The sequence below is a fragment of the Paucibacter sp. M5-1 genome (genome assembly GCF_027498415.2).
In the GTDB taxonomy this organism is placed as follows: domain Bacteria; phylum Pseudomonadota; class Gammaproteobacteria; order Burkholderiales; family Burkholderiaceae_C; genus Roseateles_E.
Genome location: NZ_JAPZLM020000001.1, coordinates 2,163,319 through 2,177,498, shown reverse-complemented (window position 1 = coordinate 2,177,498; position 14,180 = coordinate 2,163,319). Strand labels below are relative to the sequence as shown.

The window sequence follows — 14,180 nt, the reverse complement described above, 5'->3', positions numbered from 1 at the left end:
CTAGGTTTAATCGGCTTAAACCTGGATATCGTTCTCTACATTGAAATTAATTTTCATGACGGAGAGCCATCTATGCGAGCAGCCATCCCCTTCTTGTTTGCGCGACGCCGCGTCCTCGCTGGCCTGGCGGGTGCCGTCCTGCTGGGCGGCTTGCAGCCTGCGTTGGCTCAGGGCGCGGCCACCGGCCATGCGACGCTGGCCATGGTGGCCGAGCCGCAGACACTGGACCCGATGGCCTCCACCGCCGATCTGGTCGGCACCATCATGCAGCATGTGTTCGAGCCGCTCTACACCTTCGATGCCAAGTGGCAGCTGGTGCCCATGCTGGCCGAGGCCATGCCCAAGGTCTCGGCCGACGGCAAGACCTACCGCATCGCGCTGCGCAAAGGTGTCAAGCTGCATTCGGGCCGCGATCTGAATGCCGAGGATGTGCTCGCCAGCCTGCAGCGCTGGATGGACAACGCGCCGCGCGGCAAGGCCGTGGCCAGGGAGCTGGCCGGCATGAAGGCGCTAGGCCCGCTGGAGATCGAGCTGACGCTGAAGAATCCCTATGCGCCGCTGGTGGCCCAGCTGGCCCTGCCCACCGGCATGGCCGCCATCATGGCCAAGGAGGCGATCGCGCTGCCGCTGAAGGAGTTTGTCGGCACCGGGCCTTACCGCTTCAAGGAGCGCCGCCCCGATCAATATGTGCTCTTGAGCCGCTTCGATCAGTACAGCGCCCGCAAGGAGCCGGCCAACGGCTATGGCGGCAAGCGCGAGGCGCTGATCGCCGAGCTGCGCTTCGTGCCGGTGCCCAATGCCAACACCCGGGTCGAGGGTGCGCTGGCCGGTCAGTACCACTATGCCGACCTGCTGCCGGTCGAGGCGATGGCGCGGCTGGACAAGGCCCAGGGCAAGACCGTGGCCCTGATGACGCCTTCGTTCGGCTTCCCCTACATCGTCTTCAATACCAAGGAAGGCCCGCTGGCCAGCCAGGCGCTGCGCCAGGCGGTGCAGACCGCGATGGGCAGCGGCGAGATGCTGGCCGCCGGTTTCGGCGACACGCGCTTCTTCAGCGCCGAGGCGAATCACTTCCCCAAGGGCTCGCCGTTCTATTCGAGCGCCGGCGCCGAGCAGTACAACCAGCGCAATGCCGCAAAAGCCAAGGCCATGGCCGAGAAGGCCGGCTACAAGGGCGAGACCCTCCGTGTGCTGACCAGCCGCCAGTACGATTTTCACTACAACATGGCCCTCTTGATGGCCGAGCAGTTCAAGCGCGCCGGCCTGAAGGTGGAGCTCAATGTGGTCGACTGGGCCACCCTGGTGCAGCGCCGCGGCGAAGCCAAGCTGTGGGATCTCTACATCACGCACTCGGGTCAGTTCCCCGAGCCGATGCTGTCGCCGCCGCAACTGGGCGAGGGCGCACCGGGCTGGTGGAGCAGTCCGGCCAAGACCGCCGCACTGGAGGCTTTCAACCGCGAGGCCGACCCCGCCAAGCGCGGCGCGCTGTGGGGCAAGGTGCAACAGGTGGTCTACGACGAAGTGCCTTATGTCAACGTCGGCAAGTTCGCCAGCCTGTCGGCGCGCAGCCCTCTGCTTTCGAACTACCAGCCGGCCGCCTGGCCCTTCTTCTGGAACGTCACGGTCAAGAACTGACCCCTGGCTCCCTTGACTCCCATGCTGAAGTACCTGCTTTCGCGCCTGGGCGGCATGGCGCTGGTGATGGCCATCGTCGCGGTGCTGGTGTTCCTGCTGACGCGCGCCGCGCCCGGCGATCCGGTGGCCGTGCTGCTGGGCGACCAGGCCACGCCGGCCGACATCGCCCGGGTGCGCGTGCAGTACGGGTTGGACCAGCCGCTGCTGCTGCAGTTCGGCTACTGGCTGCGCGAACTGGCCCAGGGCAATCTGGGCGACTCGATCTTTCTGCAGCGCCCGGTCACGCAGGCGCTGTGGGAGCGCGCCGAGCCGACCTTTTTGCTGGCCCTGCTGGCGGTGGCCATCGCGGCGCTGATCGGCGTGCCCTGCGGCGTGCTGTCGGCGGTGTTCCGTGGCCGCTTCATCGACCAGTTCTTCACCGGCCTGGCGATGCTGGGCGCCAGCATCCCGAGCTTCTGGATGGGGCTGGTGCTGATCCAGATCTTCGCGGTGGGCATGGGCTGGTTTCCGGTCTCGGGCTATGGCGAGCCCGGCGCGCCCTTGCTGGCGCGCCTGCACACGCTGGTGCTGCCGGCCCTGGTGCTGGGCCTTCTGAACTCGGCGCTGATCATCCGCTTCACACGGGCCTCGATGCTGGACGTGCTGGGCGAGGACTATGTGCGCACCGCCCGCTCCAAGGGCCTGCCCGAGGGGGTGGTGGTGTTCAAGCATGCGCTGCGCAATGCGCTGGTGCCCATCGTCACGGTGCTTGGGCTCACCGTTGCGCTGATGATTGGCGGCGCGGTGATCACCGAGACGGTGTTCGGCCTGCCCGGCGTCGGCAATCTGGTCGTCAACGCGGTGCTGCGGCGCGACTACCCGGTGATCCAGGGCGCGCTGCTGGTGATCGCGGCCATCTATGTGCTGATCAATTTCTTCATCGACCTGCTGTACATGCTGGTCGATCCGCGAGTCAAAGTATGAAGATGCCCCTTGCGCTCAAACAGCTGGTGCGCCGCCGCATCGTGCTGGTCGCGATGATTGTCCTCACGCTGATCTCGGTGCTGGCGCTGGGCGCCGAGGCCTTCGGCCGCTTCGACCCGAACGACACCGCCATCATGGAGCGTCTGCGCGGCCCCGGCGCCGCGCACTGGCTGGGCACCGACGAGCTGGGCCGCGATGTCTATGCCCGCATCGTTCATGGCGGCCGCTACTCGCTGATGATCGCCGCCAGCACCGCGCTCGGCGCCGTGCTGATGGGCACCTTGCTGGGCCTGGTGGCCGGCTTCTTCAAGCGCCTGGACGGGCCGCTGATGCGCCTGGTCGACGCGATGATGTCCTTCCCCGACATCCTGCTGGCGATCGCGCTGGTGGCCATCCTCGGGCCCTCGATGTTCAATGTCGTGCTGGCCCTGGTGCTGGTCTACACGCCGCGCGTCGCGCGGGTGGTGCGGGCCTCGACCCTGGTCTTGCGCGAGCTGCTGTTCGTCGAGGCGGCGCGGGCGGTCGGCGTCGGCACGGGGCGCATCCTGTGGCGCCACATCTTGCCGAACCTGCTGTCGCCGGTGCTGGTGCAGCTGAGCTTCATCTTCGCCTACGCCATCCTGGCCGAGGCCGGCCTGTCCTTCCTGGGCGTTGGCGTGCCGCCCGACATCCCGACCTGGGGCACGATGGTGGCCGGCAGCCAGAGCTATGCGCACCAGGCCTTCTGGGTCGTGCTGTTCCCGGGACTGGCCATCATCTTCACGGCCTTGTCGCTGCAACTGGTCGGCGACGGCGTGCGCGATCTGCTGGACCCGAAACTGAAGAAGTCGATGCGATGAGTAGTAGCCGTCACGAGCCTCTGCTGAGTGTCCAGGGCCTGGGCACTGCCTTCCCGACCCATGATGGCCTGGTGCGGGCGGTCGCCGATGTCAGCTTCGAGGTGCTGCCGGGCCGCACCACCGCCCTGGTCGGCGAATCGGGTTCGGGCAAATCGGTCACCAGCCTGACCCTGATGGGCCTGCTGCCCAAGGACTGCGGGGCGCAGATCAGCGGCCGCGCCGAGTTCCGGTGTCGCGACGGCCGCCAGGTCGATCTGCTGAGCCTGCCGCCCAAGCAGGCCCGGGCGCTGCGCGGCAACGAGATCGCGATGATCTTCCAGGAGCCGATGACCAGCCTGAACCCGGTGCTGACCATCGGCGAGCAGATCGCCGAGAGCCTGCGCCTGCACAAGGGCCTGGACCGCGCGGCCGCGCTGGCCGCCGCCAAGCGCATGCTGGAGCTGGTCGAGATTCCGGCCGCCGGTCAGCGCCTGCATGAATACCCGCACCAGCTCTCCGGCGGCATGCGCCAGCGCGTGATGATCGCCTTGGCGATGGCCTGCGAGCCACGCCTCTTGATCGCCGACGAGCCGACCACCGCGCTGGACGTGACGATACAGGCGCAGATCCTGGCGCTGATGGGCCGGCTGCAGCGCGAGACCGGCATGAGCATGCTCTTCATCACGCACAACCTCGGCGTCGTCGCCCACCATGCCGATCAGGTGGTCGTGATGTATGCCGGCCGGGTCGTCGAGAGCGCGCCGGTGCGGCCGCTGTTCGCCGCACCGCAACACCCCTATACCCAGGGCCTGCTGAACTGCCTGCCGGCCAAGGCGCGCAAGCCTGGCGAGCCGCGACCCAAGCGCCTGTTCGCGATCCGCGGCCAGGTGGCCAGTCCGCTGGCGCCGCCGCCCGGCTGCGCCTTCGAGCCGCGCTGCGACCGCGCCGAGGCGCGCTGCCGCGAGGCCATGCCGGCCCTGCTGGCGCAGGCTTCCGCCGAGCGCCAGGCGCGCTGCATCCATGTCGAGGAGTGGGTCTGATGCATCAAGAAGAACAACAACAGCCGCTGATCGAGGTACGCCAGCTGAAGCGCTATTTCGGCGATGCCAGGAAGCCGGTGCGCGCGGTCGACGATGTCAGCTTCACGATACAGCCCGGCGAGACCCTGGGCCTGGTCGGCGAATCGGGTTCGGGCAAGAGCACGCTGGGCCGCAGCCTCTTGCGGCTGATCGATCCCAGCGCCGGCCAGGTGCTGTATCGCGGCGAGGACATCACCCGGGCCGGCAGCGGCCGCATGCGCGAGCTGCGCCGCAAGCTGCAGATCATCTTCCAGGATCCCTATGCCAGCCTGAATCCGAAGATGCGCATCGCCGACATCCTAGGCGAAGCGCTGGACACCCATGGCCTGGCCAAGGGCCGCGAGGCGCGGGCGGCGCGCATCGCCGAGCTGCTGGACCTGGTGGGCCTGCGGCCCGAGCATGGCACGCGCTTCCCGCATGAATTCAGCGGCGGCCAGCGCCAGCGCATCGGCGTCGCGCGCGCGCTAGCGGTCGAGCCGGAGTTCATCGTCGCCGACGAGCCGCTGTCGGCGCTCGATGTGTCTATCCAGTCCCAGGTCGTCAACCTGCTGTGCGATCTGCGCGAGCGCTTCAAGCTGACGATGCTCTTCATCTCGCATGACCTCGATGTCGTCGAGTACCTGTGCGATCGCGTCGTCGTGCTGTATCTGGGCCGCGTGATGGAGGTGGCCGAGACCGAGGCGCTCTACGCGCAGCCGCTGCACCCCTACACTCGCGCGCTGCTGGCCGCCTCGCCCCAGCCCGACCCCGAGGCGCCGCACCGCCCGGTGCCGCTGCAGGGCGACATCCCCAGCCCGATGAATCCGCCCTCGGGCTGCGTGTTCCGCACCCGCTGCCCCCAGGCCCAGGCGCGCTGCGCCGAGGCGATTCCCCCCTTGACCGAAGTGCGTCCCGGCCGTTTCTCGGCCTGCTGGCGCCAGGAGCTTTTCGTATGACCACGCCTGTTGTCCTGAGTGCCGCGCTGAAGGGCTTCCCGCTGACCGAGCCGCCGCTGCCGCTGGCCGAGTTGGCCGCCAAGCAATGGCATGTGCTGGCCGGCGATCTGCCGCTGCCGCTGGCGGTGATCAAGCGCGAGGCGCTGGAGCACAACGTCCGCTGGATGCAGGCCTATGCGCAGAGCCAAGGCCTGGCGCTGGCGCCGCATGGCAAGACGACGATGAGCCCGCAGCTGTTCCAGCGCCAGCTCGATGCCGGCGCCTGGGGTCTCAGCTTTGCGACCATCAAGCAGCTGGCGGTCGGCGTCGCCAGCGGCGTTCGCCGCGCGGTGATCGCCAACCAGGTCTGCAGCGAGGCCGACCTGGCGGGTCTGGCGGCGCTGCTCGCGCAGCACGCCGATCTGCGCGTGGTCTTCCTGGTCGACTCGCTGGCCCAATGCGCGCTGATCGAGCGCTGGCACCAGAGGCAAGACCTGGCACCTGTTTTCGAGGTGCTGCTGGAGATCGGCCTGGTCGGCGGCCGCAGCGGCACGCGCGACGAGGCCGAGGCGCTGGCGCTGGCCGCGCATCTGCACGCCAGCCCGGTGTTCCGGCTGGCGGGCATCGAATGCTATGAGGGCCTGGGTGCCACCGGCGACAGCGCGGTCGACACCGCCTATGCCGACGCGCTGATGGCGCGGGTGCAGGCGGTGGCCCGCAGCTGTGCCGAGCGCGGCTGGTTCGACGCGGCCGACGAGATCATCGTCTCGGCCGGCGGCTCGGGCATCTTCGATCTGGTGGCCGGCGCGCTGCGGCCGCGCCTGGGCAGGCCGGTGCTGGGCCTCTTGCGCTCGGGCTGCTACATCACCCATGACCATGGCCACTACAAACGCCTGGTCAGCGTGCTGGACCAGCGCTGCCGGCATGTCGACGGCCTGCAAAGCGCACTCGAGGTCTGGGCCCTGGTGCAGTCCTGCCCGGAGCCGGGCCTGGCCATCCTGGCCGTGGGCCGGCGCGACATCTCCTTCGACATCGATCTGCCCACCCCCGTCTGGCATGCGCCGCTGGACTCGCGCGCGCCGCTGGCCGCACCGGCCACCTGGCGCATCACCGGGCTCAATGACCAGCACGCCTATCTGCGCTGGGACCCGGCCGCCGCGCTGGGCCCGCAGGTCGGCGACCGGCTGGGCCTGGGCATTTCGCATCCCTGCACGACCTTCGACAAATGGACCTGGCTGCCCATCGTCGAGAACGACTACCGCGTCAGCGACGCGGTGCTGACCCATTTCTAAGATGAGCCATAGCAGCAATCACAAAGGCCTGATGGCCGCGATCGCCGAGGCGCAGCAGAAAGCGCCGGCCGCGCGCCGCGCGATCTTCGCGCTGATGTTGGAGGACCCGGAGCGGGTGCTGGACGAGAGCTTCGAGGCGCTGGCGGCGCGCAGCGGCGCCTCGGTGCCCACCATCATGCGGGCCTGCCGCGATCTGGGCTTTGCCGGGCTGCGCGAGTTCAAGCTGGCGCTGGCGCAGGAGATGGCGGTCGGCGGCTCGCCGCTGCACCGCCGCGTGCAGCTGCAGGACACCACCGAGCAGGTGGCCCACAAGATCACGCGCGGGGCTGCCGGCACCATCGCCGGCCTGAGCAGCCAGCTCGACGCCCAGGCCCTGGACGCGGCCGCCCACGCGATCGCCCACGCGACCCGCATCGATGCGCTGGCGGCCGGCGCGACCTCCAACTTCATGGCCGCCGATCTGCATGCGCGGCTGTTCCGCCTGGGCCTGGTGTCCAACGCCTGGTCGGACTTCCATTCGCAGCTGCTGGCCGCGGCCACGCAGGGACCGGGCGGTGTGGTCGTCGCGATCTCTCATGTCGGCGGCATGCCGCTGCTGCTGGAGGCGGTGGCCGTGGCGCGGGCCCAGGGGGCGACCGTGATCGCGCTGACCCAGCCGGGCACCAAGCTGGCTGCCAATGCCGACATCGTGCTGGGCCTGAAGGTGCCGGAGGACGCGGTGATGCATGTGGGCACCGAGGCCTATCTGGCCCATCTGACCGCCATCGAGGTGTTGACCGTGCTGATCGCCAAGGTGATCGGCGAGCCGGCGGTCTATCGCCTGCAAAGCGTGCGCGAGGTGCTGCAGCGCCACGGCATCGACACGCACGACCATCCGCTGCTGAACTGGCAGGTGCCCCATGAGTGAGTCCTGGCTGCTGCAAGGCGGGCTGATCGTCGACGGCTCGGGCGCGACGCCGGCCTGGCGCGGCGATGTACTGCTGCAGGGCGAGCGCATCGTGGCGATGGGCGAGGGGCTGACGAGCGCCAGCGCGCGCCGCCTCGACTGCGCCGGCAAGGTGATCGCGCCGGGCTTCATCGATGTGCACACCCATGACGACGCGCTGGTGCTGGAGCAGCCCGATTGCCTGCCCAAGATCTCGCAAGGCATCACCACCGTGGTGGCCGGCAACTGCGGCATCTCGCTGGTGCCGTTGCTGACCGAGGCACCGCAGCCGCCCTTGAATCTTCTGGGCCGCACCGGCTTTCGCTTCGCCAGCTTCGCGGCCTATCAGGAGGCCGTCAATGCGGCGCTGCCGGCGGTCAACGTGGTCTCGCTGATCGGCCACACGGCGCTGCGCTACGCGACGATGGGCGATGTGACACGGCCCGCGTCGCCGGCCGAGCTGGCCCGCATGGAGGCGCTGCTGGACGCGGCGCTGGCCGAGGGCGCGCAAGGCCTGTCCTCGGGCCTGTTCTACCAGCCGGCCGCCGCCGCGCCGGCCGCCGAGGTGCTGGCCCTGGCCCGCATCGTGGCCCGCCATGGCGGCGTCTATGCGAGCCATCTGCGCGACGAGATGGCGGCGATCCTGGAGGCCATGCACGAGGCCGCCGACACCGCCTTCGAGGCCGGCGTGCCGCTGATCTTCTCGCACCACAAATGCGCCGGCCCGGCCAACTGGGGCCGCACGCAAGAGACCTTGCCGCTGATCGATCGTTTCGCCGCACGCCAGGGCGTGGGCCTGGACGTCTACCCCTATCTGGCCGGCTCCACCGTGCTGCGCGAGGACCTGGTCGATGGCGTCATCGAGGTGCTGCTGACCTGGAGCGAGCCCTATCCCGAGCTGGGCGGGCGCAGCCTGGCCGATATCGCGGCCGAGTGGGGCGTCGACCAGAAAGAAGCCTGCCGGCGCCTGCAGCCCGGCGGCGCCTGCTACTTCCAGATGCATGAGGACGATGTCGAGCGGGTGCTCGCGCACCGGCTGACGATGATAGGTTCCGACGGCCTGCCGCACGACCGCCATCCGCATCCGCGGCTGTGGGGCGCGTTCCCGCGGGTGCTGGCGCGCTACTGGCGCGAGCGCGGCCTGTTCACCTTGGAGCAGGCGGTGCACAAGATGACCGGCCTGTCGGCGCGCCAGTTCCGCCTGCAAGAGCGCGGCGAGCTGCGCCCCGGCTGGGCCGCCGATGTCGTCGTGTTCGACCCCGAGCGGGTGCAGGACCTGGCCAGCTTCGAGGCGCCGCTGCTGCGCTCGCAAGGCATAGACGCGGTTTTCGTCAACGGGCGGCAGGCCTATGACGGCGGCACAGCGGTGCTGGTACGGGCCGGGCGGGCCTTGCGCCGAAGCTCGGGGCCTGGGCAGGGCTGACTCGGCCGGCTGGTCCGAACAGACCATGGCAGGGGCTCGCCCGGCCGTCAAAAAGTCACGCTGAAGCTGGAACATAGCAGGCCTGAGCGCAGACTCCGACCACTGTGCGCCCGGCAAGGCCGGCGTCGCGGCCGCCGGTCTCGCCCCTCCACGACAGCCCTGAGCGATCAGGGCTTCTGCCCGAAGGACTCGCATGCAATCGCTCAAGCCCCTGACCCTCGCCCTGACCCTGGGCCTGCTGACCTTGTCGGCCCATGCCGACGCACCTATCAGCCTGAGCTATCTGGGCCAGCAGATCGTGCCCAGCGGAACCCAGTACGCCGGCACCACGGTGGGCGGACTGTCCGGCATCGATTTCGACGCCGCCAAGCAGCGCTATTTCGCCATCAGCGATGACCGCTCGGGCCTGAACCCCGCGCGCTTTTACACGCTCAATCTGGATATCACTCGGTTCAGCCGCTCGGCCACGCCCGGCATGGCGGGCGTTGACTTCAGCAGCGTCACCACCTTGCAGCGCCCCGAGGGCGGCGCGTTCGGACTCAACACCGTGGATCCGGAGGGGCTTCGCTACAACGCCGGCACCGGCACCCTGTACTGGAGCAACGAAGGCCAACGTTCGGCGGCGGGTTTCCAGAACCCCAGCGTGCGCGAGATGAATCTCGACGGCAGCCATGTGCGCAGCTTCAGCGTGCCCGGCGACTTCAATCCGGTGGGCAGCAACTCGGGCCTGGCCGCGGGCGACAGGGGCGTCCACAACAATCTGGCCTTCGAGAGCCTGACGCTGTCCACCGACGGCAAGACGCTCTACACCGCCACCGAGAACGGGCTGGCCCAGGACAGCCCGCCGTCAGCGCTTGCCAACGGCTCGACGGCGCGCCTCCTGGCCTTCGATGTCGCTTCCGGCGCGGCCGCTGCGCAGTATGCCTACCAGGTGGCGCCGGTGGTCATGGCGCCGAATCCGGCCAACGGCTTCGCCACCAACGGCCTGACCGACCTGCTGGCCATCGGCGACCGCCAGTTCATTGCCATCGAACGCTCCTTCGCCGCCGGTGCGGTGACGCCGGGCACTCCGGTCACCGGCAACACCATCCGCCTGTTCCATGTGGATGCGCGTGCGGCGACCGACATCTCCGGCATCGGCGATCTGAGCGGCGCCAGCTACACCCCCGCCGAGAAGACCTTGCTTGCGGACCTGTCCACGCTGCAAAACGATGACGGCAGTTTTCTGGCCACCGACAATATCGAAGGTCTGACCCTGGGACCGGTCGTCAACGGCAAGCAAACCTTGATCCTGGTTTCGGACAACAATTTCTCGGGCACTCAGTTCACCCAGTTCATCGCGCTGGAAGTCAGCGCCGTGCCCGAGCCCGGCAGCTGGGCCCTGATGTTGGCCGGCTTGTTTGCCCTGGGCCGTCTGACGCGGCGTCGCCGCTGACCTCGCTCAGGTGGCGCGCATCGGAAAGCTGCGCAGCCCCTGCAGATCCAGCACCCGCAGCCCGCCGTACTCGACGCTGATCAGCTGCTGCTCGTGCAGGCGCTTCAAGGCCTCGTTGACGCGCTGGCGCGACAGGCCGACCAGATAGCCCAGCTCCTGCTGGGTGATGCGCAGCATGCTGCCGACACCGGGGTAGAGCTGCGGGTGGAATAGCGCGGCGAGGTTGCGGGCCACGCGCACATCGGGGTTGCCGATGCGGTCGGTTTCGCGCGCCGCGATGAACTGGCCCAGGCGCTCGTTGAGCTGGTTCAGCACAAAGCGGTTGAAGCCGATGCTGTGCTCCAGCAGCTCGTGAAAAGTGTCGATCGGCAGGCCGGCCACCACGCTCTTGCGCAGCACCTGGATGTTGTAGCGGTAGACCTCGCGCTTGAGCAGCGTCCCCTCGCCGAACCAGCCGCCCGGCGGCACGCCGGTGAAGGTGATGGCCTGGCCGGTCGAGTCGTCATTGCTCATCTTTAACAGGCCATCGACGACGCCGAACCAGAAATTGGCCTGCCGGCCGATGCGGCAGACCCGCTCGCCGACCTCGGCATCGGCCACCTGCAACTCGGCCACCGCCTGCTCGCGCTGCGCCGGCTCCAGCACGGCCAGCCAGGGAATGGCGTCGAGCTCGCTGCGGGTGGCGGCGCGGGCGCGCTGGCGCAAGGGGGCGCCGCTGGGGCTGGAGAAGGCAGAGACGGTCATGGCGCAGTCTTTATCGTGCAGCTTGACAGCAGGCTTACAAGCACCCGTTGTCGACCCCCGGGAAAGCACGCCCCCGGGGTGTCCCTAGGAATGTCGTCGCAACGACAGCCTGGCGTCAAAGTCAGGCCTAGTATTGCACCCACTGAAGGCATGCAAGCCCCGCAGAAGGGCGCCATGCACCAGCACCGCCCGGCGGTGCGGACAGCACAGGAGACAGATGGTGGCGACGACTTTCCCCAGGCTCTTGATCGACCACGCGGCGCGGCGGCCCGATGCCGCTGCCTTGCGCGAGAAGGAATACGGCATCTGGCAGACGCTGACATGGGCGCAGCTGGCCCTGCTGGTGCGCGAGCTGGCCCATGGCCTGGCCCAGGCCGGGCTCAAGCGCGGCCAGCATCTGGTGGTGGTCGGCGAGAACCGGCCGCGGCTGTATGCCAGCATGCTGGCGGCCCAGTCGCTGGGCGCGATTCCGGTGCCGCTGTATCAGGACGCGGTCAGCGCCGAGTTCGTCTTCCCGATCAACAACGCCGAGATCGCCTTCGCGGTGGTCGAGGACCAGGAGCAGGTCGACAAGCTGCTGGAGATCCGCGAGCAATGCCCGCAGCTGCAGCACATCTGGTTCGACGACCCGCGCGGCCTGCGCAACTATGCCGAGCCGGGCCTGGGCTCGCTGGATGATTTGTGCGCACGCGGCCGCCAGCATGCCAACGCCCACCCGGCTTTCTACGATGCCCAGGTCCAGCTCAGCGAGCCCGGCGATGTGGCGGCGATGTTCTTCACCTCGGGCACGACCGGCAACCCCAAGGGCGTGGTCCATACCCACACCAGCCTGATCGACCGCGCCCAGGCTGGCGCGCGCTTTGACAATCTGAGCAGCAGCGAAGAGGTGCTGGCCTATCTGCCGCCGGCCTGGATAGGCCAGAACATCTTCAGCTATGCGCAGTGGCTGGCCTGCGGCTATGTGGTCAACTGCCCCGAGTCGACCAGCACCGTCTCCATCGATCTGAAGGAGATCGGCCCGACCTATTACTTCGCGCCGCCGCGGGTCTTCGAAGGCCTGCTGACCAGCGTGATGATCCGCATGGAGGATGCCGGCGCGATCAAGCGCTGGCTGTTCGCGCGCTGCATGAGCCTGGCGCGCCGCGTCGGGCCGGCGCTGATGGATGGCAAGCCGGTGAGCGGCAGCGACAAGCTGCTGTATGCCTTGGGCAATCTGCTGATCTACGGCCCGCTGCGCAACACGCTGGGGCTCTCGCGGGTGCGCGTGGCCTACACGGCCGGCGAGGCCATAGGCCCCGATCTGTTCAGCTTCTACCGCAGCATAGGCATCAATCTGAAGCAGCTCTATGGCTCGACCGAGACGGCCGTGTTCGTCTGCCTGCAGCCCGACAACCAGGCGCGCTCGGACACGGTCGGCGTGCCGATTGACGGTGTCGAGATCAAGCTGGCGCCTTCGGGCGAAATCCTCGTCAAGTCGCCGGGGCTGTTGAAGGGCTATTACAAGAACGAGGCCGCGACGGCCGAGGTGTTGACGGCCGAAGGTTGGTACCACACCGGCGATGCCGGCTTCATCGATGCCAGCGGCCACCTCAAGATCATCGACCGCGCCAAGGATGTCGGCCGCATCGCCGGCGGCCCCAATGACGGCGCGATGTTCGCGCCCAAGTATGTCGAGAACAAGCTGAAGTTCTTCGCCCATATCAAGGAGGCGGTGGCCTTCGGCGACAAGCGCGAGCGCTGCTGCGCCTTCATCAATATCGATTTCGAAGCGGTGGGCAACTGGGCCGAGCGCCGCAACCTGCCCTATGCCGGCTATACCGATCTGGCGCAAAAGCCCGAGGTCTATGAGCTGATACGCGACTGCGTCGAACAGGTCAATGCCGACCTGGCCCAGGACGAGCTGCTGGCCGGCAGCCAGATCAGCCGCTTCCTGATACTGCACAAGGAACTCGATGCCGATGACGGCGAGCTGACCCGTACGCGCAAGGTGCGGCGCGGCGCGGTGGCCGACAAGTACGCGGTGCTCATTGACGCGCTGTATGGCGGCAAGAGCTCGCAGTTCATCGAGACCGCAGTGAAGTTCGAGGACGGGCGCAGCGGCAGCGTGTCGGCCGATCTGAAGATCGTCGATGTCAAAACATTTCCCGCAGTGCGGAGGGCGGCCTGATGGCGAGCAAGAAGATCGGCGAGGTCATCCTCGACGTGCAGAACATCTCGCTGGCCTTTGGCGGCGTGAAGGCGTTGACCGACATCTCGTTCAATGTGCGCGAGCACGAGATCCGCGCCATCATCGGCCCCAACGGTGCCGGCAAGAGCTCGATGCTGAACTGCATCAACGGCGTCTATCAGCCGCAGCAAGGTTCGATCACCTTCAAGGGCCAGACCTTCAAGCACATGAACTCGCGCCAGGTGGCGGAGATGGGCGTGGCGCGCACCTTCCAGAACCTGGCCCTGTTCAAGGGCATGAGCGTGCTGGACAACATCATGACCGGCCGCAATCTGCGCATGAAGACCAATCTCTTCCAGCAGGCGATCCGCTGGGGCGCGGCCGAGCGCGAGGAGATCGCGCAGCGCGAGAAGGTCGAGCGCATCATCGATTTCCTCGAGATCCCGGCCTATCGCAAGACCCCGGTCGGCCGCCTGCCCTACGGCCTGCAAAAGCGCGTCGACCTGGGCCGCGCGCTGGCGATGGAGCCGCAGGTGCTCTTGCTGGACGAGCCGATGGCAGGCATGAATGTCGAGGAGAAGCAGGACATGTGCCGCTTCATCCTCGATGTCAACGACGAGTTCGGCACCACCATCGTGCTGATCGAGCATGACATGGGCGTGGTGATGGACATCTCGGACCGCGTCGTCGTGCTGGACTACGGCAAGAAGATCGGCGATGGCGCGCCCGACGAGGTGCGCGCCAACGAAGACGTGATCAGCGCCTATCTCGGCACCAGCCACTGA

Annotated in this window: 12 protein-coding genes; 11 read left to right on the top strand and 1 reads right to left on the bottom strand. The window is 68.0% G+C overall.

Annotated features, from left to right (window positions below):
* Positions 1-72: 72 nt before the first annotated feature.
* From O5M90_RS10160 to O5M90_RS10120, 9 genes are all read left to right on the top strand, one after another.
* Positions 73-1,635: an ABC transporter substrate-binding protein gene (locus O5M90_RS10160; protein ID WP_137941110.1), complete on the top strand. Its 1,563-nt coding sequence runs from the start codon at positions 73-75 to the stop codon at positions 1,633-1,635.
* 21 nt (positions 1,636-1,656) lie between these two features.
* On the top strand, positions 1,657-2,598 hold the full coding sequence (locus O5M90_RS10155; protein ID WP_269838663.1) for an ABC transporter permease: 942 nt from the start codon (positions 1,657-1,659) through the stop codon (positions 2,596-2,598).
* Positions 2,595-3,437 carry an ABC transporter permease gene (locus tag O5M90_RS10150; RefSeq protein ID WP_269838664.1) on the top strand — a complete coding sequence of 281 codons (843 nt, stop codon included), beginning with the start codon at positions 2,595-2,597 and terminating at the stop codon, positions 3,435-3,437. Before O5M90_RS10155 ends, O5M90_RS10150 begins: the two co-directional genes overlap by 4 nt.
* A complete protein-coding gene (locus O5M90_RS10145; RefSeq protein WP_269838665.1) occupies positions 3,434-4,456 on the top strand; it encodes an ABC transporter ATP-binding protein in 1,023 nt (340 codons plus the stop codon). The genes O5M90_RS10150 and O5M90_RS10145 overlap by 4 nt, the downstream gene beginning before the upstream one ends.
* Positions 4,456-5,430, top strand: coding sequence for an ABC transporter ATP-binding protein (locus O5M90_RS10140; protein WP_269838666.1), 975 nt, complete (start codon positions 4,456-4,458; stop codon positions 5,428-5,430). Before O5M90_RS10145 ends, O5M90_RS10140 begins: the two co-directional genes overlap by 1 nt.
* Entirely contained in the window at positions 5,427-6,701 is a 1,275-nt protein-coding gene (locus tag O5M90_RS10135; protein WP_269838667.1) for an alanine racemase, read from the top strand. The genes O5M90_RS10140 and O5M90_RS10135 overlap by 4 nt, the downstream gene beginning before the upstream one ends.
* A gap of 1 nt (position 6,702) precedes the next feature.
* The gene (locus tag O5M90_RS10130; RefSeq protein WP_269838668.1) at positions 6,703-7,608 is read left to right on the top strand and encodes a MurR/RpiR family transcriptional regulator; all 906 of its coding nucleotides are present in this window, start codon (positions 6,703-6,705) and stop codon (positions 7,606-7,608) included.
* The gene (locus tag O5M90_RS10125) at positions 7,601-9,049 is read left to right on the top strand and encodes an N-acyl-D-amino-acid deacylase family protein (protein ID WP_269838669.1); all 1,449 of its coding nucleotides are present in this window, start codon (positions 7,601-7,603) and stop codon (positions 9,047-9,049) included. The genes O5M90_RS10130 and O5M90_RS10125 overlap by 8 nt, the downstream gene beginning before the upstream one ends.
* A gap of 193 nt (positions 9,050-9,242) precedes the next feature.
* Positions 9,243-10,484: an esterase-like activity of phytase family protein gene (locus O5M90_RS10120; RefSeq protein WP_269838670.1), complete on the top strand. Its 1,242-nt coding sequence runs from the start codon at positions 9,243-9,245 to the stop codon at positions 10,482-10,484.
* Between the two features lie 6 nt (positions 10,485-10,490).
* On the opposite strand, the gene O5M90_RS10115 is transcribed toward O5M90_RS10120, so the two are convergent.
* A complete protein-coding gene (locus O5M90_RS10115) occupies positions 10,491-11,228 on the bottom strand; it encodes a Crp/Fnr family transcriptional regulator (protein ID WP_137941101.1) in 738 nt (245 codons plus the stop codon).
* A gap of 220 nt (positions 11,229-11,448) precedes the next feature.
* Here O5M90_RS10115 and O5M90_RS10110 point away from each other — a divergent pair, with 220 nt between their 5' ends.
* Both O5M90_RS10110 and O5M90_RS10105 read left to right on the top strand, forming a co-directional pair.
* Positions 11,449-13,395 (top strand): AMP-dependent synthetase/ligase, encoded by a 1,947-nt coding sequence (locus tag O5M90_RS10110; RefSeq protein WP_269838671.1) that lies wholly within the window; start codon positions 11,449-11,451, stop codon positions 13,393-13,395.
* The gene (locus O5M90_RS10105) at positions 13,395-14,180 is read left to right on the top strand and encodes an ABC transporter ATP-binding protein (protein ID WP_137941099.1); all 786 of its coding nucleotides are present in this window, start codon (positions 13,395-13,397) and stop codon (positions 14,178-14,180) included. The genes O5M90_RS10110 and O5M90_RS10105 overlap by 1 nt, the downstream gene beginning before the upstream one ends.

Bases quoted from the DNA above. Each gene is read 5' to 3' on its own strand.
- O5M90_RS10135 (WP_269838667.1), top strand. From the start codon at position 5,427: ATGACCACGCCTGTTGTCCTGAGTGCCGCGCTGAAGGGCTTCCCGCTG.
- O5M90_RS10120 (WP_269838670.1), top strand. From the start codon at position 9,243: ATGCAATCGCTCAAGCCCCTGACCCTCGCCCTGACCCTGGGCCTGCTG.
- O5M90_RS10140 (WP_269838666.1), top strand. From the start codon at position 4,456: ATGCATCAAGAAGAACAACAACAGCCGCTGATCGAGGTACGCCAGCTG.
- O5M90_RS10145 (WP_269838665.1), top strand. From the start codon at position 3,434: ATGAGTAGTAGCCGTCACGAGCCTCTGCTGAGTGTCCAGGGCCTGGGC.
- O5M90_RS10155 (WP_269838663.1), top strand. From the start codon at position 1,657: ATGCTGAAGTACCTGCTTTCGCGCCTGGGCGGCATGGCGCTGGTGATG.
- O5M90_RS10160 (WP_137941110.1), top strand. From the start codon at position 73: ATGCGAGCAGCCATCCCCTTCTTGTTTGCGCGACGCCGCGTCCTCGCT.
- O5M90_RS10105 (WP_137941099.1), top strand. From the start codon at position 13,395: ATGGCGAGCAAGAAGATCGGCGAGGTCATCCTCGACGTGCAGAACATC.
- O5M90_RS10125 (WP_269838669.1), top strand. From the start codon at position 7,601: ATGAGTGAGTCCTGGCTGCTGCAAGGCGGGCTGATCGTCGACGGCTCG.
- O5M90_RS10150 (WP_269838664.1), top strand. From the start codon at position 2,595: ATGAAGATGCCCCTTGCGCTCAAACAGCTGGTGCGCCGCCGCATCGTG.
- O5M90_RS10115 (WP_137941101.1), bottom strand. From the start codon at position 11,228: ATGACCGTCTCTGCCTTCTCCAGCCCCAGCGGCGCCCCCTTGCGCCAG.
- O5M90_RS10130 (WP_269838668.1), top strand. From the start codon at position 6,703: ATGAGCCATAGCAGCAATCACAAAGGCCTGATGGCCGCGATCGCCGAG.